Here is a 24,096-nt window from a genome sequence, read left to right on the forward strand (position 1 = left end):
AGCCCCCCGACTGAACCCTGGCCCGGACGACGACGGCATGACCCGCATCACCCTGATCACCGGAGGCGCCCGCTCGGGCAAAAGCCGCCTGGCCGAGGCCGAAACCCTCGCCCTCTGCCGCGCCCGGCAACGCCCGCTTTATATCGCCACGGCCGAGCCCGGGGACGCCGAGATGACCGCCCGCATCGCCGAACACCGTGCCCGCCGCGGCCTCGAATGGGACGACCTGCACGCCCCCCTCGACCTCGCCTTGGCGCTTGACGCCAGCGACGGGCGCGGCCCGCGGCTGGTCGATTGCCTGACGCTGTGGCTCAGCAACCTGATGCTGGGCGGCCACGACATCGACGCGGCAACCAACGCGCTGCTGGACGCGCTTTCGTGCCAGCGCGACCCGGTGGTGATCGTCACCAACGAGGTCGGGCTGGGCATCGTCCCCGACAACGCGCTTGCGCGGGCTTTCCGCGACGCGGCGGGGTTTCTCAACCAGCGGGTGGCAGGCGCCGCCGACCGCGTGGCGCTGGTCGCCTGCGGCCTGCCGCTCTGCCTCAAGGGCGCGCCGCTGACGCAAGCAAAGGACCAGCCATGAAAGACCTGACCGCGCAGACCCGGTTCGACCACGACAGCGCCGCCAGGGCCCGCGCCCGGCAGGACAGCCTGACCAAGCCGCAGGGCTCGCTGGGCCGGCTGGAAGAACTGGCCCTGTTCATGGCCGGCTGGCGCGCCACCCCGCGCCCGCGGATCGACCGCGCGCAGCTGGTGGTGTTCGCCGGCAACCACGGCGTCTGCGCGCAGGGGGTCAACCCCTTTCCGCAACAGGTCACCGCCCTGATGGTGCAGAATTTTCGCAATGGCGGCGCGGCGGTGAACCAGCTTGCGCGCGTGGCTGGGGCGGAACTCTCGGTGGTGGCGCTCGACCTCGACCGCCCCACCGCCGACTTTACCCAAGGCCCCGCCATGACCGCGGCCGAACGCGACGATGCGATGGCGCGGGGCGCCGCCGCCGTCGATCCCGCCGCCGATGTGCTGGCGCTGGGGGAAATGGGCATCGGCAACTCGACCGTCTCGGCCGCGCTGTGCCTTGCCCTGTTCGGGGGGCGCGCCGACGATTGGACCGGCGCCGGCACCGGGGCCGAGGGCGACACCATGGCCCGCAAGATCGCCGCCGTCGCCACCGGTGCCGCCCGCCACCGGGGGCTGGCACCGCTTGACCTGCTCGCGGCCATCGGCGGCCGCGAACAGGCGGCGATCTGCGGCGCCATCATTGCCGCCCGCGCTTCCCGCATCCCGGTGCTGCTCGACGGCTTCATCTGCTGCTCGGCGGCCGCCGTGCTGCACGCCCACGACCCCGCCCTGCTCGACCACTGCCTGATCGCCCATGCCAGCGCCGAACCCGGCCATGCGCCGCTGGTCCAGCAGCTTGGCAAGCGCCCGCTGCTGTCTCTGGACATGCGCCTGGGCGAAGGCTCGGGCGCCGCCGTCGCCCTGTCGCTCTTGCGTCACGCGCTGGAAATGCACGACGGCATGGCCACCTTTGCCGAGGCGGGAATCGCGTGACCGCGCAACTGAACCGCCGCGCGGCTCAGGCCACGCTTGCGCTGGCCATGCTTACCCGCCTGCCGGTGCCACGGCTGCGAGACTGCCCGCCGGTCGGCGCGTCCGCATGGGCATGGCCGCTGGCAGGCGCTGTGGTGGGCTTCCTGCAAGCGGCTGTGCTGCTGACCGCGGCGGCGGTTCTGCCGCCCGCCATGGCGGCCGGGCTGGCGCTCGCCGCCGGCATGGCCCTGACCGGCGCGCTGCACGAGGACGGGCTTGCCGATCTCGCCGACGGTCTCAGCGGCGGGCAAACCCCCGCGCAACGGCTTGAAGTCATGAAGGACTCGCGCATCGGCAGCCACGGCGCCGTCGCCCTGATCACCGCCCTCGGCTTGCGATGGGCCGCATTTGCCGCCATCGCCACCTGGCCGCCCGCCGCCGCATTCGCCGCCCTGATCGCCGCGCAAGCCGCCAGCCGCGCCGGGCTGGGACTGATGAACCTCGCCGGCCCGCAAGCCCGCGCCCAAGGCTTCGCCGCCGCCGCAACCGAAGGGCTGACTGCCCCCCAAGCCGCCACCGCCATAGCCCTTGCTACCGCGCTGGCGCTTGCCACGCTTCCCTTCTTGCAGGCGCTCACCCTGTTTGCCGCCGTCACGCTGACGCAACTGCTGCTGCTGCGCCACGCCCGCCGCCGGCTGGGCGGCATCACGGGGGATGTCCTCGGCGCCGCCCAGATCACTGCCGAAATCGCCGCGCTGGCAACCCTCGTCGCCTGAGCGCCCTTTCATCTTGCCCTAAATATCCCGAGGCTTCCAAGCGCCCGGAAAACGGTCCAGTGAACCGTTTTCAACGAGGAAGGCCCCGGCAGCGGCACGGGGCATAGCCCCGGCTCCGCTGGCCCCGGTCCTCACACCGCATCCGGCACAGCCAGCGCCAGGTAATGCACCGCCAGCCGCAGCCGCCCGCCCGCGAACGCACCACCCGAGGCGGTCAGCAGCAGCTCCTCGGGCGCCCAGACCGCCATCGGCGCCGACAGCAGCCCTTGCGACCAGGAATTGACCCCCAGCCCCAGCCCCGAGCCATAACGGTCCGCCGCACCATCGACCCCCAGCGCCCAGGCGTCCAGCGAGCCGGTGATCGCCTCGACCACCCGCGCCGTCACCCCCAGCACCAGCACATGCGAGGGGATTTCCACCCCAGTCGCTGCCACCGCGCCCGCGCCGACCGCCACCTCGGCCTCAAGAATCCCGGCGCTGATGCCGGCCCCCCACGGGCCCAGCGTCAGGGCACCCGCGCGCCATTCCTGCCCGTCCCAGACCGCCTCGGCGCCACGGTCCAGCAGAAACGCCCGCTGCCCCCGCTGCGGCGTCGCGAACACCCAGCCGCCATTGGCGCCGATGGCGATGCGACCCGCCTGCCCCTCCCACGCGCCGGTGGCGCCCGCGGGCACGCCCCAGCACGCGCCCTCGACCACCGCCGGGGGCTGGGCCAGCGCCGTCCCTTGCAGCACCAGATTGACCAGCCCGTCCAGCCGCAGCAGCGATTCATTCACCGTGACGTGCTTTTGCGCCTGCGCCGGTTGCAGCAGGGGCAGGCCATGACACCCCGTTACCTGTTCAGACATCGACATTCCTCCTGACAGACGGGCCCGGCCCGTAGCTTTCCGACAACTGCGCCACCGCGACGGCAAACCCGCCGCCCGCCCGCGCCGCATTCCACACCGGCACGGGAATCTCCCACTCCGGCCCCGTGACCTCGGCGCGATGCAGCTCAACCTCGCCGCGCAGCAGCCGCAGCAGATAGCGCTCGGACGCCTCGCCCAGCGGCACCTCGGGCGCCTCCCAACCGTCGCCCTCGACCCGCGTGCGCCGGATCCAGCGCAGGCTGCGCCCCTCAAGCCGCAGATGGCAGGGCGACAGCGGCCGCAGCCCGGCGCCGCCCGCGACCACCGCCTGATGCTGATAGGCCGCATCCTCAGGCGACAGACTCGCCGGCCCCACCCGCCAGTGCCGCAGCTGCAACCGCGCGGACGCCGGCAGATCGACCTGCCGCGGCCCGCCGTCCAGCAAAGCCACCACGCTGCCCGAGGGCCATTCCGCCGGCATCAGCGCATCGGTCCCCGCCTGCCCGCGCAGCCGGTCCCGGACCTCCCACTCGCCCGGCGCCACCAGCCGCGCCTGCGCGAACTGCATCAGCTCCCACCGGTCCGCTGAACCATCGCCGATCGCCAGCAGGTTGCCGCCCGCCAGCAGCGCATTTTCCGTCACGGATTGCAGGTTGCCACCCTTCAGCCGCAGCCGCAGCGCCGGGCCGCGATCCAGAACCCCCGGCCGCGCCGCCGCCAGCGGCGCAAGCGTCACCCCCATCACCGCAGGCCCCGGCAGGATCACGTTCGGCTGATACCCCGCCTCCTCATCGACCGAGACCCAGGCCCGCACCGCCCCCGGCCAGGGCGTCGCCCCGACCGCCAGCCACGGCGCATGGGGAACCTCGTCCCCGGTCAGCAGCGGCAGGTCCAGAAACACCGGCCACACCGGCCCCGTCGCCACATAAGGTTTTCCCTGCAACGTCGCGGACACGAACGGCAGCGGCCGGTAAACCCCCGGCTCGACCCGCACGGCCTCGGCCAGCAGCGCCCCGGCACGCTCGATCCGGTCGATGCGCCAGCGCCCGCCGGCGCCGGTGCCATTCGCCATCGCCACCACATCCCCCGGCCCCAGATGCTTCAGCGAGGGCGGCAGCGCGAACCGCGCGCCCTCCTGCGCCACCAGCGTCTCGGCCAGCCAGCGCAGCGCGGTGGCCTGCGCCTCGGGGCGGGTCAGCACCATCGGAAACTCGCTGTCCGTGGCAAGGATGCGCGCCCGCTCCGGCATCGCCGCCTCAGAGGTGCCCAGCGCGTAATCGCCGCCGGCCTCGATATGGCTCAGCCGGATGCGACCAGGCATCTCGGCGTCGGGCGCCCGGGTGATCTCGAACCCGCCCTGCCCCTCGGCCACGGCCAAACCGCCTTCGTCCAGAACCGCCGCCGCGCGCCCGTCGCGCATGACGAACCGCAGCACGCCCTCGCGTTCCACCGCGTCGAACCCATGCGCCAGCATCAGCGGCTGCAAGGCGGCGCGGCCGGTTTCCGGCCCCTGCACCGCATAGCCGCGCACCACCCCGTATAGCCCGCCGGCATCCACCGCCCCCAGCCCTGACCCGGCGCAGATATCACGCACCACATCCGCCAGCGCCACCGCGCCCGCGCGCCCGTTCAGCCAGTGTCCGCGTTCCCACGCCGGCCCGTCCGACCACAACCCGCCCAGCGCCGGAAACGCCGGATAGGGCCGCGCATCCCAAGCCCAGACATGGGCGCGCGACAGATCGACCATGCGCCCCCCGCCCTCCATCTCGGGGTTGTTCCCGGGATCCGCCCAGTATGAGGTCACCGCCTCGACATAGGCCGCCTGCATCGCATCGTCCCGCAGCCCCCGCGAATAGCGGGGCAAGGACGACTCGCTGCTCATCGCATCCAGGAACTTGTTGGGCTGGTTGCTGGCACGGTCCAGCGCCGCGCAGCCGTATTCGGTGAACCAGATCGGCTTGGATCCCGGCACCCATTCCGTCGGGTCATCCGCGCGCCCGCCACCGGGCAGGCGGTCGTAATGCCAGTTCGACCACCAGCCGCGCAGGTCTTTATAGCGCCAGATCCACGGCTCGGCCTGACCATCGGTGATGGGCGTGCGGGTCTGCACCTCGCGGTGTTCCTCGCTGGCATAATACCAGTCGTAGCCCTCGCCGCCGCAGACATTGCCGCGCAGGTAATCGGGGTTGCGCACATCGCCCCAATGCGCGTCCAGATGCGCGTCCCCCTCGCGCCAGTCGGACAGCAGCATGTAGTTGTCGATGCCGACAAAGTCGATATTCTCGTCGCCCCACAGCGGATCCAGATGGAACCGCGCCTCGTCGCCACCGGGATGATGGCCGAAATACTCGCTCCAATCCGCGGCATAGCTCAGCTTGACGTCAGGCCCCAGAATGCCGCGCACATCCGCCGCCAGCTGCCGCAGCGCCGCCACCGCCGGATAGCCGGCAGCGCCCCGGATCTGCGTCAGCGCCACCATTTCCGACCCGATCAGGAACGCCCCCACGCCGCCAGCCATCCGGCACAAATACGCGTAATGCAGGATAAAACGGCGATAGGACCACTCATCCGGCCCCGAATAGACCACGCGCCCGCCCTGCACGGCGAAATCCCCCGGCGCGGCTGCGCCGAAAAACGCCGCCACCTCGGCCTCAACCGCCGCTGTCCCCTGAGGCGAGCCCTCGCGTCCCGCCGCGACCGAGCTGGTGATCCGCCCCCGCCACGGCATCACCGGCTGCTCGGGGATCACGCCTTCCTCATCCGGCACACCCCATGGGTCGGGCAGCCCGTTCCCCGCCAGCTGCTCCATCAGGATGAACGGATAGAACACCGCCGCCTTGCCCGAGGCCCCTATCGCCCGCAGCGCCTCGACCACGGACTCGTCGGCCGGGGTGCCGCCATAGATCACCCGCCCGTCCACCTGCGGCACCACCTGTGCCTGCGCCCGGCCAATCCCCCCCGCGCGCCAAGCCATCTCGCGCCCGTCCAGCGCCTTTTGTTCCACCTTGGGCCGGATCCGGCACTCGCCGCAGCGCAGGTCGTCGCCGAACCACGACACCACCAGCGACACCGATTCCACCGCCGGCAATTCCCGCCCCAGCACCGCCAGCGAGGCCGCGAAATCCGTCCCCCCCATCGCCGTGTTGCGGTTCAGCACCCGCGTCTCGCCCAGCCCCAGGTCGTGCGAGACCTGCCGCGTCGCCAGCGCATATTCCCCCGTGCCCGGGATCATCGCCACCGCGCGCACGTTATCGGCCAGCGAATGCGCCCCCGCCACGCCGCGCGTGACCTCGAAACTCAGCTGCGGCACGCGGTTGCCCCAGCGCTCCAGCGCCAGATCCTCGAACACGACATAGGCCGTGCCCCGCCAGGCGGGCGCGGCCTCGCCCTCATGTGCGGCCACCGCCGGGTCGGGCAGCTGCGTCTCGTCCCCCGGATAGACCCGCATGTTCAGCGCCGAGGGGTCGATTTCCTCGCCATCCGCCCAGATGCGCCCGACACCCCTGATCGCGCCCTCGCACAGCGCCACCGCCAGGCTCAGCCGATAGCCGATCTCCGTCACCCGCTGCCCGCCGCCCTTGCCGCCCGCGTCATGGCTGCGCCGCACCTCGACCAGCTTTGAGGCCCAGATCACATGCCCCGGCACCCGCATCTGCCCCCAGATCCGCGGGATCGGCGCGCCCTCGCCCGCCGTCTGCAGCCGCAGCCGGTCGATGCGCCCCGTCTCGACCGAGCGCGCGCCCCCGCCCAGCAGCCGCTGGTCGATCACCCGCCCCACCGTGGCGCCCACCGCGCGCCCGATCACCGCGCCCGTCAGCCCCAACACCGTGCCGCCGAACCCCGCCCCGATCGAGGCCCCCGCCGCCGCTAGTAGAATCGTCGCCATCGCCTGTCCCCAATCTGCTTTTGCCGCGCGCTGTCGTTAAGATGCGGGCCAGAAAAACCGCGCCACGATCCGCGCCCGCCACGGGGCCGACAGCGGGCTTTCCACCACCCCGTGCCGCTCATAGGCATGGATGAAACTGTCGCCGCCGCCCGCCAGAATCCCCAGATGCTTGGCCACCGCGCCATCACGCATCCGAAACAGCAGCACCTCACCGGGGCTACCCTTGCCCCCAGCCACCGCCAGATTGCGCAAGGCCGCCGCCAGCAGAGGCCCCTGATCTCCGCCGATCTCGCCCCAATCGGCGGTATAGGGTGGCGGCGCCTCGGGTTCGGTCCCGTAAAGCTCGCGCCAGACGCCGCGGATCAGCCCCAGGCAATCCGCCCCCGCCCCCTTCACCGATCCCTGATGCACATAAGGCGTGCCGATCCAGCCCCGCGCGACCCCGACCGCCCGCAGACCCACCGTCATCGCCGCCCCCGCGCCACCTGCGGCGCCAGCAGCCAGTCCTCGGGAGGCAACTCGGGGAACCCGCGGAAATTCAGGAAATTGAGGAACTTCGCCCGGCAAGTCGCGGCCTGCTTGTCGCAACCCGCCCACAGCCGCAGCCGGTCGCCCACAAGCGGCACCGCACCCGGCGCCGCCCACAGCTCGATCTCGCGCATACCCGCGGCCTCCCGGTCGATCTTGACCACCCCCGACAAGCCCACAGCCGGCCCGTCCAGAAACTCGACCCGGCCATGCGCGAACCATCCCTCGGCATGGCCACCCAGCCCCGACAGCCCCAGCCGCGCGCCGCCCTCGTCGACCAGCTCGACCACGGCTTCGGCCAAATACCCCTCGCGCGACAGGTCGAACCGGCACTGCCCGTCGCCCAGCATGGCCGAGCAACGCGCATGAAACACCCGCCCCTGCGGCCGGTTCAGCGCCTCGGACAAGCCCCGCAGCTCGGCCCGATAGGCCCCCCCGGCAAAGACCACCTCGCCCAAGCCCCCCCGAAACAGCAGCCGCCGCTGCGCGACATCGCGCCAGTCCACCTCCCACAGCCGGACCTCGGCCCCGTCCCAGCGCCCCGCCGCCAGATCCCCGGGCGTGATCGCCTCCGAGGACAGCGCCCCCTGAACCTCGGTATTGTCCACCGCCAGCCCCAGCCCCTGCACCAGCGCCTGCGCGCTCAGCCCGGCATGGGGGCGAAACACGATGCCCTCGAACTCCAGCGCCATGTCGTGGTCGGTGAACCCCAGGCACAGCCCATCGGCGCGCGTGACCGCCCAGACCCGCGCAATCGTGGTCGCCGCGCTCACAGCCGCAGCTCCACCACCGGAACCTGCGGCACGTCACCCGCCTGGAACGAGGCCACAGACACCGCGATCCGGTCCGTGTCAAACCGCACCGGCACGTCGAACTCGAACCCGGCGGTCACCGGCGCCTCCATCATCGGCGCCTTGTGCAGAACCACCACGCCAGAGCCATGGTCGATGTCGTAATCCTGCCCCTCGAACCGCTCGACCCCGCCCACGGCAATGCGAACCGTCCCCGCCACGGGCTTGGTGATCGGCCGCAGATACCCCTCGGCGCCCGAACGATAAAGCTTGCGCAGCCCGAACTCGACCCGCAGCCCGTCGCCGGTGCCGATCAGCTGGTCCCCCGGCGCCACCACGCCGCTGGGGGCGCAGGATTTGTAATCCGCCCAGTCCTTCCAGCGAAACCCATGCAGCTGCCCCGCCCGCGCCTCGAAAAATGCAATCAGCGCCGCCATGTCATCCAGGCTGCGCAGCCCCACGCCCGCGTCATAGCGACGGCGCGAATGCGCCCAGGGGGTGTTGCGCTCTTCAAAACCGTTGGTCAGGGCGACGATCTCGGTCCGCCGCTCCGGCCCGCCCATCGAGCCGAAGGACAGATCCGCCGGAAACCGGATCTCGTGAAATGCCATGATGCCACCTCTCCGCAGCCGCGCCGCTTTCATCTTGCCGAAAATATCCTGGGGGGAGGCCGGCGCAGCCGGCGGGGGCAAAGCCCCCTCGCGATCAGCCCAGCCGCTCGCCCCGCGCCAGAACCCGCCCCAGCCGCGCCGCAATCTGCCCCTGGCTGCGCTGGAACCCCGCCACATCGGGGGTCGAGACGTTGAAGGTCACGTTCACCGCCCGCCCGCCACCCCCGGCCGAGGCAACCCCCAGCCGCCCGTCCGGGCCGCGGCGCAGCGGCATGATCGCCTCGGGGCCGGCCTCGCCCATCAGCCCGACGCCGCCGCGCATGGGAAAATGCGTGGGCGCGCTGACGATGCCGCCCTGCGCAAACGGCATCACCCGGCCCTGCGTGAACGCGCCCCCTTGGGCAAAGGGCAGCGCCCCGGCCACGAACCCGCTGACCCCCTCGGCCAAGGCCCCCGCGACCGCGTTCTGCACCGGCCGCATGGCCACGGAAAACACCGTATCCGCCATGCTGCGGGCGACCGTCTTCAACGCGTCCGACAGCTTCACCCCGTCGAACACCAGCCCGTCAAAGGCCCGCCGCAGCCCGCCCCCGAACCCTGCGGTCAGTGACGACACCTCGCGCCCGGTCTGCCCCATCGCCTGCCCCAGCCGGGCCAGTTCCGCTTCAAAGGCAACGGTGATCCGCCCCGAGTGCTCCAGCCGTTCGTCCAGCCGCTCAAATCCGTCCGTGTCCATCGCCCACCCCCTTGTCCGCGGGACCGTCAGGGAACCGCACCATCAATTCGCCCAAGGCGCTGCGGGTCATCGCCGCCGCCCTCATCCCGGCCCCCGCCCCGGCAGCCGGCTCGACCCCCAGCATCAGCGCCAGCTCTGCCGGGGTCAGATCCCAGAACTCGGCCGGGCGCAGCCCCAGCCCTCCCACGCCCGGGCCATGCAGCCCCGCCCGCATCAGCCCGGGCCAGTCCAGCCCCCGCCTGCTCATTCCGGCATACGAAACGCACGGGCGATCAGCTCGGCGGCGGCGCGGGCCGCCGCAACGGGGCCGCCCTCGATCTCGGTGGTCAGCAGGTCCGGGTCCGCCCCTTGCCAGCCGCCGCCGCGCAGCCCGGCAACCAGCACCGCCATCACGTCGCAGCTGGAAAACCGCCCCGCCTCGAACCGCTCGATCACCTCGACCAGGCTGCCCGCCCCCAGCGCCGCCTCAAGTCCGGCCAACGCCCCCAGCGTCAGCCGCGCCGCGTGGCGGCGGCCGTCCAGCACCACCGCCACCTCGCCGCGATGCGGGTTCACGCTCATGGCGCCTCACCCTCGCCGCCCTCAGCGCCCTCGCCCTCATCCTCACCCGGCTCGCCCATATCCCCGCCATCGCCCAACTCCGGCTCGGCCACGAACGCAAGCACCCCGGCCGAGGCCAGCGACAGCTCATAACTCGCCTCACCGTTGTAATTGCCGGCATATTCCAGCCCGGTGATCTGGAACGGCCCCTCGACACGGCCGAACCCGGGGATCACCACCTGGAACCGCGGCACCTCAGCGTCAAAGAACGCCTGCCGCGCCCGGGCATCCGTCGCCTCGTCGCGAAACACCCCCGACCCGGAAATCGAGGCCGACCGCACGCCTGCGCCCCCCAGCAACTCGCGCCAGCCGCCCTCGCTGCCCATCGAGGTCACGTCCACCGTCTCGGCGTTGAACGCCAGCCGCGTCGCGCGCAGCCCCGCCACCGTCTCGAAACTGCCGTCGCCGGTCATGTCCATCTTGATCAGCAGGTCGCGCCCGTTCTGAACCGTCATGCCATTCTCCTCATGCCACCTTCAGGCCCAGGTCGATGCGCGCGCGAAACACCAGATCCACGCGGCGCCCTGCGCCCACCCCGGCCCGGCGCGCCCGCGCGCGCAGGAACCACAAACCGACCAGATGCCCCTCGCCCAGCGCCAAGGCCCCATCCTCCAGCGCCGCCACCGCCGCTGCCGCCGCGGCCTTTACCGGGGCAAACCCACCGGTATCCTCGGCCCCCGACAGGACCGAGACGGTGAAATCATGCCGCGCGCCGCCCCCGGTCATGTCGCCCGCATCCGCCACATCCTCGGGGCCGATCGCGACATGCGTCCCCGCCGGAGGGCTGACCGGCAGCGCGTCATAGATCGCGTCCCCCACCAGCGCCGCCAGCGCGTCGCTGTCGCGCAGCGCCCGATAGACGGCCGCCTGCAATTCCGCCGACACATGGAACCTCATGCCACCCTCACCTCTCTGGCCAGACAGTCGAGCCACCGCCCCGCGGCATCCGCCTCGGCCACCGCGTCGATGTGAAACACCCGCGCCCCCATGCGGAACCGCTGCTCGGGCCGAGGGCGCCTCGGGTCGCCCTCGCGCGCGGCGCGCAGGGTGATGCGCCAGCGCACCACGCTTTCGGCGCCGACCTCGCCCGCGCGCTCGACCCCCACGCCGGCCTGCATCCGGGCATGGACGATGCCCAGCGAATGCCAGACCATCCCGATAGCCGCCCATGCCGTCGGCCACCCGCTCGGGCGTCTCCAGGACCAGCGGGTGCAGCATCCGGGGCGCGCTCATGCCCGCCTCCCGAAGCTGCCGCGCCCGGTCAGGGTGCGCACCGCGCGCCAGCGGTCGATCAGCGCGCTGACCCCATGCGGCAGCGCCAGCTGGCTGCCGTCAAAGCCGCGGTCCTCGTAATAGCGCGCAGCCAGCATCATCACCGCCTGCGCCAGATCGGCGGGCACGTCGTCCCAGCCGGTCCCGAACCCGGCGGTAAAGCGCACGGTGACATGCCCGCCCACCGGAACCACCGGCAGGCTGCCCACAACCGGCACCAGCACCGGGCGCTGGTTGTCCGGAACCAGCCGCCAGCGCTCGGGCGCAACTGCCGTCACCGCGCCGGCGCGGTCGGTCAGCTCGACCGTCTCGACCGACAGCGCCGGCGCCAGCGGCAGCGGCTGGCCCATGGGATCGCGCCAATCCTCCAGCCGCAGCCGGAACACCCGCGTCAACAGCACCTTGCCGGTGCGCGCCTCCACCGTCGCGATGGCGGCGCGCAGAAACCCCGCCAGCGCCGCATCCTCGGTCGCATCCTCGACCAGTTCGAACCCCGATCCCATCCGCAGATGATTGCGCAATCCGGCAACCGGCAGCGCCGCCTGTGCCGGAGCGGTTTCCTCGACGAGCAACATTCCTGAAACCTCCCGTTCCGAAAGCAGCCGCTGGTGAAACATGTCGGGGCCACGGCGCGTCCGCCGGCCACGGCCCGCGCGGACAGTGATTGAGCCACCGTCTCCGGCGGCCAGCACCGCGGCCCCTCCTCGCCACAATCAGGCGGCGAAGGTCAGCAGCTTGACGGCACGGGTATCGACCACGCCGCCACCCACGCGCTTGGTCGCATAGAACAGCACATGCGGCTTGGCCGAATACGGGTCGCGCAGGATGCGCAGCTCGGGGCGCTCGGCCACGGTATAGGCGCGGCGGAAATCACCGAAAGCCACCGACTTGGACCCGGCCGAGGGGTTGGGCATGTCCTCGCAGATCAGCACCGGATACCCCAGCAGCCGCGCCGGCTCGCCCGCGGCCAGCCCATCAGCCCACAGATAACGCCCGTCGCCGTCGCGCATCCGCCGGATCATCCCGGCCACGCGACTGTTCATCAGGAACGAGGCATTGGCCCGGTAGCCCGCCTCCAGCGCATAGACCAGGTCGATCAGCGCATTCGCAGGCGCGGTGCCGGCGAAATCGCCGGCGGCGCCGGTGTTGATCAGCCCGATATTGCCGTCGGTGGCGGTGGCGTTCGGTGCGGTGGGATAGTTCAGCAGCCCCCGCGGCTTGTCCATGCCGTTGCCGTTGATGAACGCCGCCGATTCCGCGCGGGCGAATTTCTCGGCGATACGTTCGGCCAGCCAGCTTTCCAGGTCGAACGAGGCATCGTCCAGCAGCCGCTGCGTGGCCTTGGGCATCGCCGCCAGCTCATGCAGCGGGATCGAGACCCGCTCAACCTGCGGCGTGTCGGTCTCGGCGGTGGCCACGGTCTCGCTGGCCCAGCCCGCGCCGATGTCGGAACGGTCGGCCAGAACCTCATAGGCCGCCGATTCCACCTGCACCACCGTGGCCAGCGCCCGCAGCGAGCCCGCGCCCCGCAGCGCCTCCTGCACCGTGTCGGAAATCACCGGCGCGGCCAGATAGCCCCCGTCGGTGCCCGAGGCCATGGCCTTCTCCTCGATCGCCAGCCCGCGCAGCCCGGCGTCATCGCCCCGGCGCAGATAGGCGGCAAAGGCTTTCTGATGCGGCGCCTCGATCTCGGCGGCCTGCGAAAGCGGCGAGCGACCCCGAAGGGCGGTCTTGCGGTCCAGCATGGTCATGCGTCTGTCCTGTGCTTGCAGTTTCTGTTCGATCGTCTCGCGAAAGCCCTTGAGTTCATGGACGAACTCGGCCATCGCACCCTCCACGCCGGCCGGCATTTCCCCGGCAGCGGCCCCGGCCCCTGCGGCCTTAACCTCGGTCATCGCCGTCTCTCCTCATCTGAAAAAGGCGGCCGCCCCCACCGGAACGCCGCCTGCCATCGGCCGGACCTCAGCCCCGCCGCATCCTCTCCGCCCCGCAGCCAACAGGCCGCAGAAAGCATCTTCTGTCCGAAAATATCCTGGGGGAGTCCCGGCACGGGACGGGGGCAAAGCCCCCCTCAACGCGCCGCGCGCAGAACCTCCGCCGCCGCCCGCAAAGCGCCAGCCAGATCCCCCGCCAACTCCCCCCAAGGATCTGCCCGCGACTTCCGCCCCAGCTTGGCCTCGCGCAGCATGGGAAACGTCACCAGCGACACCTCCCACAGGTCAACCTCGGTCAGAACCCGCCGCCCCTTGCCGTCGCGCTCGGCCCGCAGGGTGCGATAGCCGATCGACAGCCCGTCGATGGCGCCCGCGGCGACCAGCGCCGCCGCCTCGCGGGCGCGCGCCACCTCGGGCAGCAAGCGCCCGCGAACCCACAACCCGCGGGCATCCTCGCGGATCTCCTCCCACACGCCGATGGGATGGGCGGGGTCATGCTGCCACAACATCCGCACCCGGTCGCCGCGCGCCGCGATCCGGGCCAGACTGCCGGCATAGGCCCCCGCCGCGATCACGTCGCCCCCCTGGTCCGCGATCCCGAACAGGCTCGCATAACCCTCGATCACGCAGCCCTCCGCGCCGGTTTCGGCCTGCAAGGGCGCCCCGCCCGCGAATTTCAACTCCAGCCCCGGATCATCCATGTCCATCCCCTTCATCCCTTCGGCGCGAATTGCAGGATCGACTGAACCGCCTGCGTCAGGATCACCGCGACCACGCCGTAAACCGTCATCCACAGCCGCCGCTCCAACCCCTCGATCAGCGCCTCGATCCGCTCCAGCCGCCGGTCCACCTGCCCGAATTGCAGCGCCATGATCCGCTCTTGCGCCTCAAGCTTCTGCTCATGCCAGACCCCCGGCCGGTCGATGAATTTCGACCCCTCCATCTCAGCCCCCCGCGGGATCGGACGAGGCCAGCGGCGGCAGCCCCAGCGCCGCGCGCTTCTCGGCCTCGGTCAGGAATCCCGCCGCGCCGACCCGCTGCCAGTGCTGGTCGCGTTCCTCCGCCAGCGCCGGGATCTGATCGAGGTCCGGGCGCAGGTCGATCTCGCACCCCAGATGCTCGCTCAGCCACCAGCCGACCCCCGCCGCGACCCGCGTGGCCAGCGGCAGCACGGTCAGCCGGTAAAACGCCCGATGCGCCTCGGCGTAATTGGCGTAAGTCGCCTCGCCGGGAATCCCGATCAGCATCGGAGGCACCCCGAACGCCATCGCAATTTCCCGCGCCGCCGCCAGCTTGGTCTGGTGGAACTCCATGTCCGAGGGCGAAAACCCCATCGGCTTCCAGTCAAGGCCCCCTTCCAGCAGCATCGGCCGCCCGGCGTTGCGCGCGCCCTGATGGTGGCCCTCCATCTCGCTGACCAGCCGGTCGTATTGCTCGGGCGACAGAACCCCCTGCCCGTCCGACCCCTTGTAGATGATCGCCCCCGAGGGCCGCGCCGCATTGTCCAAAAGCGCCCGCGACCAGGCACTGGCCGAATTATGCACCTCGACCGCCACCTGCGCCGCCTGCATCGGCGACATCCCGTAATGGTCGTCCGAGGGGTGAAAGCTGCGGATATGGCAAATGGGATCCGGGCTGCCGGTCATGTCAAAGCGATGCTTGCGCCCGCCCACCGCATATTCATAGGCCACCGGCCAGCCATCCGCCCCCGGAACCACGCTCACCCGGTCGGATCGCAGCACATGCAGCTCTCCGGGCAGGCCCGCGTCGGTCACATCCACCGCCTCCAGATAGCCATTGCCGGTCAGCAGCACCTGCCCGAACAACGCCTCGAACAACTCGGCGCGGCCCTGCGCCGGATTGGGGCGCCGCATCAGGTCCAGCACCGGATGAACCTCATAGCGCCGCTCGGCGTCCTGACAGACCAGAGGCACCGCCGCCGCGGCCTCGGCGATCAGCTTGACCGCCCGGAACCCCACCGGGTTGCCCAGAAACCCCGATCGGGTCAGCCCGCCGGTGTCGCGCCCACCCCACAGCGCCCGCCCGGCCCCTTGCGCCGCCGCCGCGACCCGCCCGGCCGCGCTTGCCTTGACCTCGGGCGGCACCGCCGCCACCGGCACCGGCATCGCCTTGACCTCACCCACCGCCCGCGGCGGCGCGTTTCCGACATCCCGCGGCGCCTGCCGCCCGAACCACCGCATCGCCATGCGTGCCTCCTGTCCATGAAAAAAGGCCGCCCCCCTAGGACGACCCCACCGCTTCGCGCTTCTTTCTGGGCCAAATACCCCTGCGACCGCGCCACCGCCGCCGCACCCGAGACCTACAGCCCCCGAACCTGCGGCCGCCGGTAATGCGCCGACGGCTCGATCATCAGCTCGTGGATCGCCCAGACCAGCGCATCCAGCCGGTCGGGCGAACCTCGCCCCTCAAACCCGCGCACCGTCATCCGGCACAGCTGGTCCTCCAAAGCGCCCAGCCCGCGCAGATGCCGGACCCGGCCCTGCTCATACAGCGCAGCCACCGGCTCCGCCCGCAACCCCTTGCCGCGCCCGGCCCGCAGCGCCCGGAACGGGACCAGAGGGTCCAGCTGCCGGATCACGCTTTCCACCAGATCGCCGCCCTGGTTGACCTCGGCCACCAGCCGCTCGGCCCCGTGCCGCGCCATGGCGGCGATCGCCGCCCGCGCCCACTCGACCGGCCCGCCGCGGACGCTCGCATCCTCCAGCACATAGGCCCGCCAGTCCTGCGGAGGCCCCTCGCAGACCACCCCCGCCACCACGATCCCGCATTCGTCGCTGCCCGACCCCCCGGTGACCGAGGGGTCCACCGCCACCACCACCCGGTCCAGCGCGGGCGCCGCATCCACCCGGCACCCCTCCAGCATGGCGGTGGTCCACAGCGCCCCCTCGACATCGTCGAGCAGCACCCCCTCCAGCTCCTGCCGCCCCAGCCGAGTGCCGGCATAGCGCGCCTGAACCTCGGCCAGAAAGCTTTCCGCCAGATAGGCGCGGTTCGCATCCGTCGGCGCGTGCGTCACCACCGTGGACGGATTGCGCAGAATCGCCTTCAGCACACCCACATTGCGCGGCGTCGTCGTCACCACCTGCTGCGGATGCTCGCCCAGCCGCAGGGCAAATTGCAGCATGTCCCAGGTCTCGGCGGCCTTCTTCCACTTGGCCAGCTCATCCACCCAAGCCGCGTCGAACTGCGGGCCGCGCAGCGCCTCGGGCTCATGCGCCGAATAGACCGTGGCGGTGGCGCCATTGGCCCAGACCAGCCGCCGCCGCCCCGCCTCCCACAGCGGGCGCCGGTCGGGCGGCGAACAGGCAAGGATGCCGCTGTCGCCCATCACCATCACGTCGCGCCCCTGGTCAAAGGTCTCGGCCACCAGCGCCACCCGCCGCGCCCGCCCCGGCGCATCCGGGCTCGCGCCCTCGACCTGCGCGCGAACCCACTCGGCCCCGGCACGGGTCTTGCCCGCACCGCGTCCGCCCATGATCACCCAGGATTTCCAGTCGCCCGCAGGCGGCAGCTGATGCGGCAGCGCCCAGAACTCGAACAGCCACGGCAGGCTGGCCAGCGCATTATCCGACAGCCCGCCGATGAACTCATCGACCTCAGCCTGCCCGGCGCAGGCAAGCCAGGCGGCGCCCGATCTCGTCTCGTGCGGCGTCAAGGTCAAGCCGGCCCTGTCCGGCCTGTCCGCCGATATCCTTGCGAAGCTTGTCAACTCGGTTCCTTTCCTCCAGCACCAGCTGCGTCGCGGCCCGCAGGTCGCGCACCAGCTTTGCCGCTTCCCTGACCTCGCCGGACAGCTCGCCCGGCTCGCCGGCCGCGCCCTCTTTCAGCCCGGTCCGCAGCCCGACCCTCAGCCGGTGCAGCTCTTCGGCCAGCTCGCGAAACATCTCGCCCGCCACGTCGATCGCCTGCCCCGGCTCCAGCCCCGCGGCGCCGCCGTCCCTTGCGGAAACGAACGGCCCCTCGGGGACCACCCCCGGCTCGAAACTCATGTCCATTTATGTGATGCCCTGCCCTCGGTGCCTGTCCGCACGAGCGAGAAACAAAAAAGCGGCCCGAGGTCATCGACCCGGCCGCTTGCCCATCTCTCCCAGCATGTCGGAATGTGTATCCGACACCGTTCGCAAAGTCAATCCGCAACAGCGGACGAAATCGCTACCTTGCAAGATTATTCCTGGAAAATCAGTTCATTACGCGACGCAACACCCCACCGCCCCACGCGCAACACCCCCAAAACCACCCCCGCAAGATCCGTCCGAAATCTCGAAAAACCGCGCCTCCAGGATTCGGGCGGTCTCAAATATCCCGGGGTCCGGGGCAGAGCCCCGGTTCGACAGCGCCCCCGGAACCTCAATCCGTCTGGACCGCGGCTTCCTCTTCGCCCCGCGCCCGCTCGATCTCGCGCCAGCGGGCGACATTGGCGTTGTGCTCGTCCAGAGTGCGGGCGAATGCGTGCCCGCCCGAGCCGTCGGCCACAAAATACAGGTAATCGCTCCCGTCCGGGTTCAGCGCGGCCTCGATCGCGGCGCGGCCGGGATTGGCGATGGGGGTGGGGGGCAGGCCTGCGATCAGATAGGTATTATAGGGCGTGCGCCGGTCCAGTTCCGACCGCCGCAAGCCGCGTTCCAGAACCTCGCGGCCCTTGGTCACCCCATAGATCACCGTCGGGTCGGTTTGCAGCCGCATCCCGTCGCGCAGCCGGTTCACGAACACCGCGGCGACGGTGCGGCGCTCGTCCGCGATGCCGGTTTCCTTTTCCACGATCGAGGCCATGGTCAGCGCCTCTTCCAGCGTCTGATAGGGCAGGCCAAAGGGCCGCGCCTCCCACGCCGCGGCCAGGATCGTATCCTGCGCGGCCCGCATCCGGTCCAGCAATTCGCGGCGGTCGGTGCCGCGGGGAACCTCATAGGTGTCGGGCGCCAGCGTGCCCTCGGGCGGCAGCGGACCGGCAGAGCCGTCAAGGAAGGGCGCCTGTTTCAACCCCTCGACCACCTGCCAGGCGGTGGTGCCCTCGGCCACGGCCACGCGCAGCCGGGCGCCGGGCTTGTCGACCGCCTGCTCCAGCGCCTCGGGCAGCTCGCCTGTGGCGGGATCGTGGCGGATCCGGTCCTCGTAACGGCCGTTTTCCGGGTTCAGGTCGCGCAGCACCACCGTGTTGGCGCGCACACCCACGCGAAAGATCACCTCGGTCCCGCAGGTGGACGGGCCGCCGGCCGTGATCACATCGACCACATCCTGCATGCTGGCACGGGGCGGCACCAGATAGCTGCCGAATTTCAACTGCCCGGCCTTGCCGGCGTAATCGGCGCCGGTGCGCATGATATAGGGCGAGGTAATCACCCCCTGCGCCTCAAGCTGCTTGCTGACCTCGTTCAGCCGCGCGCCCTGCGGGATCTCGACGCATTGCGCGATCTCGCTGGGGCCGGGCGCCTGATACTGGTTGCGCCCCCAGGCCACCGCCACCGCCACCGCGACCAGCAGCACGATCAGCAGCGTCAGCGCGTTCGAGGCGATGGCCCGCCACATCAGTCGCGGACCTTGCCGATCACCAGCGTCGCATTGGTGCCGCCAAAGCCAAAGCTGTTGGACAGCGCCACGTCGATCTTGCGGCGCACGGCGGCGTTGGCGGCCAGGTCAATGGCGGTCTCGCGCTGCGGATCGTCCAGATTCAGCGTCGGCGGCGCGATCTGGTCGCGCACCGCCAGCGCGCAAAAGATCGCCTCGACCGCGCCGGCCGCACCCAGCAGATGCCCGATCGAGGATTTCGTGGCCGACATGGTGACATTGCCCGCATGATCGCCCAGCAGCCGCTCGACCGCGCCCAGCTCGATCACATCGGCCATGGTCGAGGTGCCATGCGCGTTGATATAGTCGATGGCCGAGGGCTCCAGCCCCGCCCGCTTCAGCGCCGCCTGCATGGACCGGAACCCGCCGTCGCCGTCCTCGCTGGGGGCGGTGATGTGATAGGCGTCGCCCGACAGGCCGTAGCCCAGGATCTCGGCATAGATCTTGGCGCCGCGGGCGCGGGCGTGCTCGTATTCCTCAAGCACCATGACGCCGGCGCCCTCGCCCATGACGAAACCGTCGCGGTCCTTGTCCCAGGGGCGGCTGGCGGCCTTGGGGTCGTTGTCGCGCTTGGTGGACAGGGCCTTGCAGGCGTTGAACCCGGCGATGCCCAGTTCGGAAATCGGCGATTCCGTGCCCCCCGCAACCATCACATCGGCGTCGCCCACGGCAATCAGCCGCGCCGCGTCGCCGATGGCATGGGCGCCGGTGGAACACGCCGTCACCACCGCATGGTTCGGCCCCTTGAACCCGTAGCGGATCGAGACCTGCCCGCTGGCCAGGTTGATCAGCGCGCCGGGGATGAAGAACGGCGACACCCGCTTGGGGCCCTTTTCCTTCAGCAGCACCGCGGCCTCGGCGATGGTGGTCAGCCCACCGATGCCGGACCCGATCATCACGCCCGTGCGCTCGCGTTCCTCGTCGGTCTGCGGAACCCAGCCGGAATCCTCGACCGCCTGCGCGGCGGCGGCCATCCCGTAAAGGATGAAGTCATCGACCTTGCGGCGGTCCTTTGGCTCCATCCAGTCGTCGGGGTTGAACGTGCCCTCGCTGCCGTCGCCGAACGGGATCTCGCAGGCGTATTTCGTCACCACGTCCGAGGCATCGAACCGCGTGATCGGACCGGCGCCGGATTGCCCGTCCAGCAACCGTGCCCAGGTTTCCTCGACCCCGCAAGCCAGCGGTGTGACCATTCCCATCCCGGTGACGACAACCCTGCGCATTCGCGATCCTTCCCGACACAATCTTGCGCGCTGAATACACGCGCCCCCCCTCGCGCGCAACGCAGGCGAGAGCGGTTCGCGCAGGGTTTCGCCACGTCGCGCCGCAATCGCAGGCTCTGCGTTGCTTTTCCGGAACTTTTCTGCACCTATCCTGTTGAAGGTCCGCCACAGGATTCCCGCCCACCCGACATAAGGGCGCCCGCCACGACGACACCAACCGCAACACCATGCGCCGCGGGGATTCGCGTCAGCGCAGCCCGCCAAAGCCGATGAATTAAAAGGGAAAACCGCCTGATGAGCATCGAAACCCAGACCCGCGCCGAGGCCACCCTGCCCGAGCTTCAGGCGGTCACCTCTGTCGTGCTGCCCGAACCGACGGCCGAGGTGGTGCCGCTGGAACAGGCCCCCGCCCCCGTGGCCGAGGAAATCCGCCGCCGCATGGACGAAATCGACCTGCACGACACGGGTTCCGTGGTGCATTTCGGCTCGCGCGCGCAGTCGGGGTTGCAGGAAATCAGCCAGTCGATGCTTGCCGACGTCAAGAACAAGGACGTCGGACCCGCAGGCGATTCCCTGCGCAACATCGTCACCACGATCCGCGGTTTCTCGATCAGCGAACTCGACGTGCGCCGCGAACGCAGCTGGTGGGAAAAACTGCTGGGCCGCTCGGCGCCCTTTGCGAAATTCGTGGCCAATTACGAACAGGTGCAGGGCCAGATCGACAAGATCACCGGCGATCTGGAAAGCCACCAGCACACGCTGCTGAAAGACATCAAGTCGCTGGACGTGCTTTATGAACGCACGCTGGATTTCTATGACGAGCTCGCGCTTTACATCGCCGCGGGCGAGGAAAAGCTGCGCGAACTCGACACCCAGACCATCCCCGCGAAAGCGGCCGAGGTGCAGGAATCCGCCGCCGACGGCGACGTGATCGAGGCCCAGCAGCTGCGCGACCTGCGCGCCATGCGCGACGATCTGGAACGCCGGGTCCACGACCTGAAACTGACCCGGCAGGTGACCATGCAGTCGCTGCCCTCGATCCGGCTGGTGCAGGAAAACGACAAGTCGCTGGTCACCAAGATCAGCTCGACGCTGGTGAACACGGTGCCGCTGTGGGAAACCCAGCTGGCGCAGGCGGTGACCATTCAGCGCGGCGCACAGGCGGCGCAGGCGGTCAAGCAGGCCAGCGACCTGACCAACGAGCTGCTGACCGCGAACGCCAAGAACCTGCGCGACGCCAACGCCCGCATCCGCACCGAAATGGAACGCGGCGTCTTTGACATCGAATCGGTGCGCACCGCCAATGCCGAACTGATCGCCACCATCGAGGACAGCTTGCGCATCGCAGACGAGGGTAAGGCCCGCCGCGCCGCGGCCGAGCTGGACTTGCAAAAGATGGAAAGCGACCTGCGCCAGACGCTGGCCTCCTCCAGCGCCCGCGCCGCGCTGCCGCCCGGCACCGCCGCCGACATGGGCGCGGCCACCCTTACGCCCCAAGGCTAGAGACGCTACGCTCCGGCCAGACGGACAAGGCAGACGGACCCGATTCCAGTGACCGACAGCATGGACACCGCCCGCGCCGCCCCTGTCCGGGGGTGGCGGCCGGCACTGGCGGCGACGCTGGCCGGCGCGCTGGCGCTTGCCGCCTGCGCGCCCGGCACTGCCCCCGCGCCCACGCCTGCGGCCCGCCCCTCGGCGGTGCCGGCGCCCGCGCCGCGCCCCGACGATCTTGCAAGAATGCGCCGCGAACGCGCCCAGGCCGCGCGCGATGCCGCCGCCGGCGGCAGCCCGGGCGCGGCCAGCGTGACCATGGCCCAATACATGAGCAACGTTCAGGATACGCTGCTGGCCCGCGGGCTGCTGCGCCCCAACGCCGACGGCATCCCCCCGGCCTCTGCCGAGCGCCTGACCGAAGATTTCATCCGCATCGCGCTGCATGACGAATATGTCCGGCGCAACGGGCGGCTGGTCCCCGAAACCCGCCCCGCGCCGCTGCGCCGCTGGGAACGCCCCGTGCGCGTCATGGTCGAATTCGGCGCCTCGGTCCCCCCGGCCACCCGCACCCGCGACCGCAACGACATCGCCGACTACGCCCAGCGGCTGTCGCGCATCTCGGGCCACCCCATCGCCATGACCGCCGAGACCGGCAATTTCGTGGTGCTGCTGCTGGCCGAGGACGAACGCCGCGCCATCGGCCCGCGGCTGGCGCAGCTCATCCCCGGGATTCCCGCGTCCGATATACTGGCAATCCAAGGGCTTGCACCGCAGAATTACTGCACCGTCTTTGCCTATTCCCCCGGCCCCGGCCAGCCCTATTCCAACGCCGTCGCGGTGATCCGTGCGGAACTGCCCGACCGGCTGCGGCTCAGCTGCATCCACGAGGAACTGGCCCAGGGCCTCGGGCTTGCCAACGACAGCCCCGAGGTGCGCCCCTCGATCTTCAACGACGACGAGGAATTCGCCTTTCTCACCCCGCATGACGAGCTTTTGCTCAAGATCCTCTACGACAAGCGCCTGCGCCCCGGCATGACCGAATCCGACGCCCGCCCCATCGTCGCCCGCATCGCCGCCGAGCTGGCGCCTTGACAAACCCCCGGCGCCGCCCGGCAATATCCCCCATCGACCGCTTCCACCACAGGAGGAAACCATGGTCCTCGACTTCCTGACCGGCGAATTCATCGACGTCATCGAATGGGTGGACGACACGCGCGACACGATGGTCTGGCGCTATGAAACCCGCGGCCGCGCCATCAAATACGGCGCCAAGCTGACCGTGCGCGAAGGCCAGGCGGCGGTGTTCGTCCACGAAGGCCAGCTGGCCGACGTGTTCACGCCCGGGCTCTACATGCTGGAAACCAACAACATGCCGGTGCTGACCCGGCTGCAACACTGGGACCACGGTTTCCGCTCGCCCTTCAAATCCGAGGTGTATTTCGTCAGCACCACCCGCTTCAACGACCTCAAATGGGGCACCCGCAACCCGATCATCACCCGCGACCCCGAATTCGGCCCGGTGCGGCTGCGCGCCTTTGGCACCTATTCGATGCGCGTGACCGACCCCGGGGTGTTCATGACGGAAATCGTCGGCACCGACGGCGAATTCACCTCGGACGAGATCAGCCTGCAACTGCGCAACGTGATCGTGCAGGAATTTTCCCGCATGATCGCCGGTTCGGGCATCCCGGTCCTCGACATGGCGGCCAACACCGCCGATCTGGGCCGCATCGTGGCCACCGCCATCGCACCCACCATCGCGCAATACGGGCTTACCCTGCCAGAGTTCTATATCGAGAACATCAGCCTGCCGGACGAGGTCGAAAAGATGCTCGACAAACGAACCTCCATGGGAATCGTCGGCGATCTCAATAAGTTCGGACAATATGCTCAGGCAGAATCTATGCTGAACGCATCAACCCGCGACGGAGCCATGGGCGCGGGGCTGGGCGCCGGCATGGGCGCCGCGATGGGCATGGCCGGCGCCATGCGCGGCCCCTGGGGCGCCACGCCCCCGGCAACCAACCCTCCGCAGGCCCCGCAACCCGCCGCCGCAACCCCGCCCCCGATCCCGTCCGAGCCGCTCTGGCACCTCGCCCTTGACGGCGCCGCCAGCGGCCCCTTCACCCGCGCCCAGCTCGAAGCCCTGCGCGATCAGGGCCGGCTGACCCGCGACACGCTTGCCTGGACCGAGGGACAGGAAAACTGGCAGCGCGCGGACGACCAGCCGGCGCTGGCAGCGCTGTTTTCGGCCCTGCCGCCGCCCCTGCCGCAGGGCTAG

The 24,096-nt window shown here is 70.5% G+C and carries 25 protein-coding genes and 1 pseudogene; 6 read left to right on the forward strand and 20 right to left on the reverse strand.

What is annotated here, in order from left to right; translation table 11 throughout:
• Positions 1 to 37: 37 nt before the first annotated feature.
• From cobU to cobS, 3 genes are read left to right on the forward strand one after another with little or no spacing between them, the layout of a single operon-like run.
• The gene (gene cobU / locus BLW83_RS00800; protein WP_090844493.1) at positions 38 to 586 is read left to right on the forward strand and encodes a bifunctional adenosylcobinamide kinase/adenosylcobinamide-phosphate guanylyltransferase; all 549 of its coding nucleotides are present in this window, start codon (positions 38 to 40) and stop codon (positions 584 to 586) included.
• The gene (gene cobT, locus BLW83_RS00805; RefSeq protein WP_090844496.1) at positions 583 to 1,554 is read left to right on the forward strand and encodes a nicotinate-nucleotide--dimethylbenzimidazole phosphoribosyltransferase; all 972 of its coding nucleotides are present in this window, start codon (positions 583 to 585) and stop codon (positions 1,552 to 1,554) included. Before cobU ends, cobT begins: the two co-directional genes overlap by 4 nt.
• On the forward strand, positions 1,551 to 2,309 hold the full coding sequence (gene cobS, locus BLW83_RS00810; RefSeq protein ID WP_245728558.1) for an adenosylcobinamide-GDP ribazoletransferase: 759 nt from the start codon (positions 1,551 to 1,553) through the stop codon (positions 2,307 to 2,309). The genes cobT and cobS overlap by 4 nt, the downstream gene beginning before the upstream one ends.
• 131 nt (positions 2,310 to 2,440) lie before the next feature.
• Here cobS and BLW83_RS00815 read toward each other — a convergent pair whose 3' ends face one another.
• From BLW83_RS00815 to fabF, 20 genes and pseudogenes are all read right to left on the reverse strand, one after another.
• Positions 2,441 to 3,157, reverse strand: coding sequence for a DUF2793 domain-containing protein (locus BLW83_RS00815; protein WP_090845795.1), 717 nt, complete (start codon positions 3,155 to 3,157; stop codon positions 2,441 to 2,443).
• On the reverse strand, positions 3,150 to 7,043 hold the full coding sequence (locus tag BLW83_RS00820) for a baseplate multidomain protein megatron (protein WP_090844499.1): 3,894 nt from the start codon (positions 7,041 to 7,043) through the stop codon (positions 3,150 to 3,152). The genes BLW83_RS00815 and BLW83_RS00820 overlap by 8 nt, the downstream gene beginning before the upstream one ends.
• Positions 7,044 to 7,079: 36 nt before the next feature.
• Entirely contained in the window at positions 7,080 to 7,511 is a 432-nt protein-coding gene (locus BLW83_RS00825) for an NlpC/P60 family protein (protein WP_090844502.1), read from the reverse strand.
• Complete coding sequence (locus BLW83_RS00830; protein ID WP_090844505.1) at positions 7,508 to 8,344, reverse strand: DUF2163 domain-containing protein; 837 nt, start codon at positions 8,342 to 8,344, stop codon at positions 7,508 to 7,510. Before BLW83_RS00830 ends, BLW83_RS00825 begins: the two co-directional genes overlap by 4 nt.
• Entirely contained in the window at positions 8,341 to 8,973 is a 633-nt protein-coding gene (locus BLW83_RS00835; protein ID WP_090844508.1) for a DUF2460 domain-containing protein, read from the reverse strand. Before BLW83_RS00835 ends, BLW83_RS00830 begins: the two co-directional genes overlap by 4 nt.
• A 94-nt stretch (positions 8,974 to 9,067) precedes the next feature.
• Positions 9,068 to 9,709: a phage tail tape measure protein gene (locus tag BLW83_RS00840; RefSeq protein ID WP_090844511.1), complete on the reverse strand. Its 642-nt coding sequence runs from the start codon at positions 9,707 to 9,709 to the stop codon at positions 9,068 to 9,070.
• A complete protein-coding gene (locus BLW83_RS00845) occupies positions 9,690 to 9,956 on the reverse strand; it encodes a phage tail assembly chaperone (protein ID WP_090844514.1) in 267 nt (88 codons plus the stop codon). Before BLW83_RS00845 ends, BLW83_RS00840 begins: the two co-directional genes overlap by 20 nt.
• Positions 9,953 to 10,270 (reverse strand): gene transfer agent family protein, encoded by a 318-nt coding sequence (locus tag BLW83_RS00850; RefSeq protein ID WP_090844517.1) that lies wholly within the window; start codon positions 10,268 to 10,270, stop codon positions 9,953 to 9,955. The genes BLW83_RS00845 and BLW83_RS00850 overlap by 4 nt, the downstream gene beginning before the upstream one ends.
• Before the next feature lie 86 nt (positions 10,271 to 10,356).
• A pseudogene (locus BLW83_RS00855) lies at positions 10,357 to 10,764 on the reverse strand (phage major tail protein, TP901-1 family); the annotation flags it as partial.
• Between the two features lie 10 nt (positions 10,765 to 10,774).
• Positions 10,775 to 11,206: a DUF3168 domain-containing protein gene (locus BLW83_RS00860; protein ID WP_090844523.1), complete on the reverse strand. Its 432-nt coding sequence runs from the start codon at positions 11,204 to 11,206 to the stop codon at positions 10,775 to 10,777.
• Positions 11,203 to 11,463 (reverse strand): head-tail adaptor protein, encoded by a 261-nt coding sequence (locus BLW83_RS00865; protein ID WP_342707484.1) that lies wholly within the window; start codon positions 11,461 to 11,463, stop codon positions 11,203 to 11,205. Before BLW83_RS00865 ends, BLW83_RS00860 begins: the two co-directional genes overlap by 4 nt.
• A 75-nt stretch (positions 11,464 to 11,538) precedes the next feature.
• Complete coding sequence (locus BLW83_RS00870; RefSeq protein ID WP_090844526.1) at positions 11,539 to 12,156, reverse strand: head-tail connector protein; 618 nt, start codon at positions 12,154 to 12,156, stop codon at positions 11,539 to 11,541.
• Positions 12,157 to 12,294: 138 nt separating this feature from the next.
• On the reverse strand, positions 12,295 to 13,476 hold the full coding sequence (locus BLW83_RS00875) for a phage major capsid protein (RefSeq protein ID WP_090844529.1): 1,182 nt from the start codon (positions 13,474 to 13,476) through the stop codon (positions 12,295 to 12,297).
• A 176-nt stretch (positions 13,477 to 13,652) separates the two neighbouring features.
• Positions 13,653 to 14,222, reverse strand: coding sequence for an HK97 family phage prohead protease (locus tag BLW83_RS00880; protein ID WP_090845797.1), 570 nt, complete (start codon positions 14,220 to 14,222; stop codon positions 13,653 to 13,655).
• A 5-nt stretch (positions 14,223 to 14,227) separates the two neighbouring features.
• Entirely contained in the window at positions 14,228 to 14,458 is a 231-nt protein-coding gene (locus tag BLW83_RS00885) for a GTA head formation protein, RCAP_rcc01685 family (protein WP_090844532.1), read from the reverse strand.
• Position 14,459: 1 nt separating this feature from the next.
• Positions 14,460 to 15,722: a phage portal protein gene (locus BLW83_RS00890; RefSeq protein WP_177172449.1), complete on the reverse strand. Its 1,263-nt coding sequence runs from the start codon at positions 15,720 to 15,722 to the stop codon at positions 14,460 to 14,462.
• 113 nt (positions 15,723 to 15,835) lie between these two features.
• On the reverse strand, positions 15,836 to 17,191 hold the full coding sequence (locus tag BLW83_RS00895) for a DNA-packaging protein (RefSeq protein WP_090844535.1): 1,356 nt from the start codon (positions 17,189 to 17,191) through the stop codon (positions 15,836 to 15,838).
• Entirely contained in the window at positions 17,133 to 17,531 is a 399-nt protein-coding gene (locus tag BLW83_RS00900) for a hypothetical protein (RefSeq protein WP_090844538.1), read from the reverse strand. Before BLW83_RS00900 ends, BLW83_RS00895 begins: the two co-directional genes overlap by 59 nt.
• Positions 17,532 to 17,883: 352 nt before the next feature.
• Positions 17,884 to 19,059, reverse strand: a complete 1,176-nt coding sequence (mltG, locus tag BLW83_RS00905) for an endolytic transglycosylase MltG (RefSeq protein WP_090844541.1) — start codon at positions 19,057 to 19,059, stop codon at positions 17,884 to 17,886.
• The gene (fabF, locus tag BLW83_RS00910) at positions 19,059 to 20,321 is read right to left on the reverse strand and encodes a beta-ketoacyl-ACP synthase II (RefSeq protein ID WP_090844544.1); all 1,263 of its coding nucleotides are present in this window, start codon (positions 20,319 to 20,321) and stop codon (positions 19,059 to 19,061) included. Before fabF ends, mltG begins: the two co-directional genes overlap by 1 nt.
• Positions 20,322 to 20,615: 294 nt before the next feature.
• On the opposite strand from fabF, the gene BLW83_RS00915 reads away from it, so the two are divergent.
• From BLW83_RS00915 to BLW83_RS00925, 3 genes are all read left to right on the forward strand, one after another.
• On the forward strand, positions 20,616 to 21,824 hold the full coding sequence (locus BLW83_RS00915; RefSeq protein WP_090844547.1) for a toxic anion resistance protein: 1,209 nt from the start codon (positions 20,616 to 20,618) through the stop codon (positions 21,822 to 21,824).
• A gap of 60 nt (positions 21,825 to 21,884) precedes the next feature.
• The gene (locus BLW83_RS00920) at positions 21,885 to 22,907 is read left to right on the forward strand and encodes a DUF2927 domain-containing protein (RefSeq protein WP_090845801.1); all 1,023 of its coding nucleotides are present in this window, start codon (positions 21,885 to 21,887) and stop codon (positions 22,905 to 22,907) included.
• 61 nt (positions 22,908 to 22,968) lie between these two features.
• Positions 22,969 to 24,096, forward strand: coding sequence for an SPFH domain-containing protein (locus BLW83_RS00925; RefSeq protein WP_090844550.1), 1,128 nt, complete (start codon positions 22,969 to 22,971; stop codon positions 24,094 to 24,096).

The sequence above is a fragment of the Paracoccus alkenifer genome (assembly GCF_900108405.1).
GTDB classification, from domain to species: Bacteria; Pseudomonadota; Alphaproteobacteria; order Rhodobacterales; family Rhodobacteraceae; genus Paracoccus; species Paracoccus alkenifer.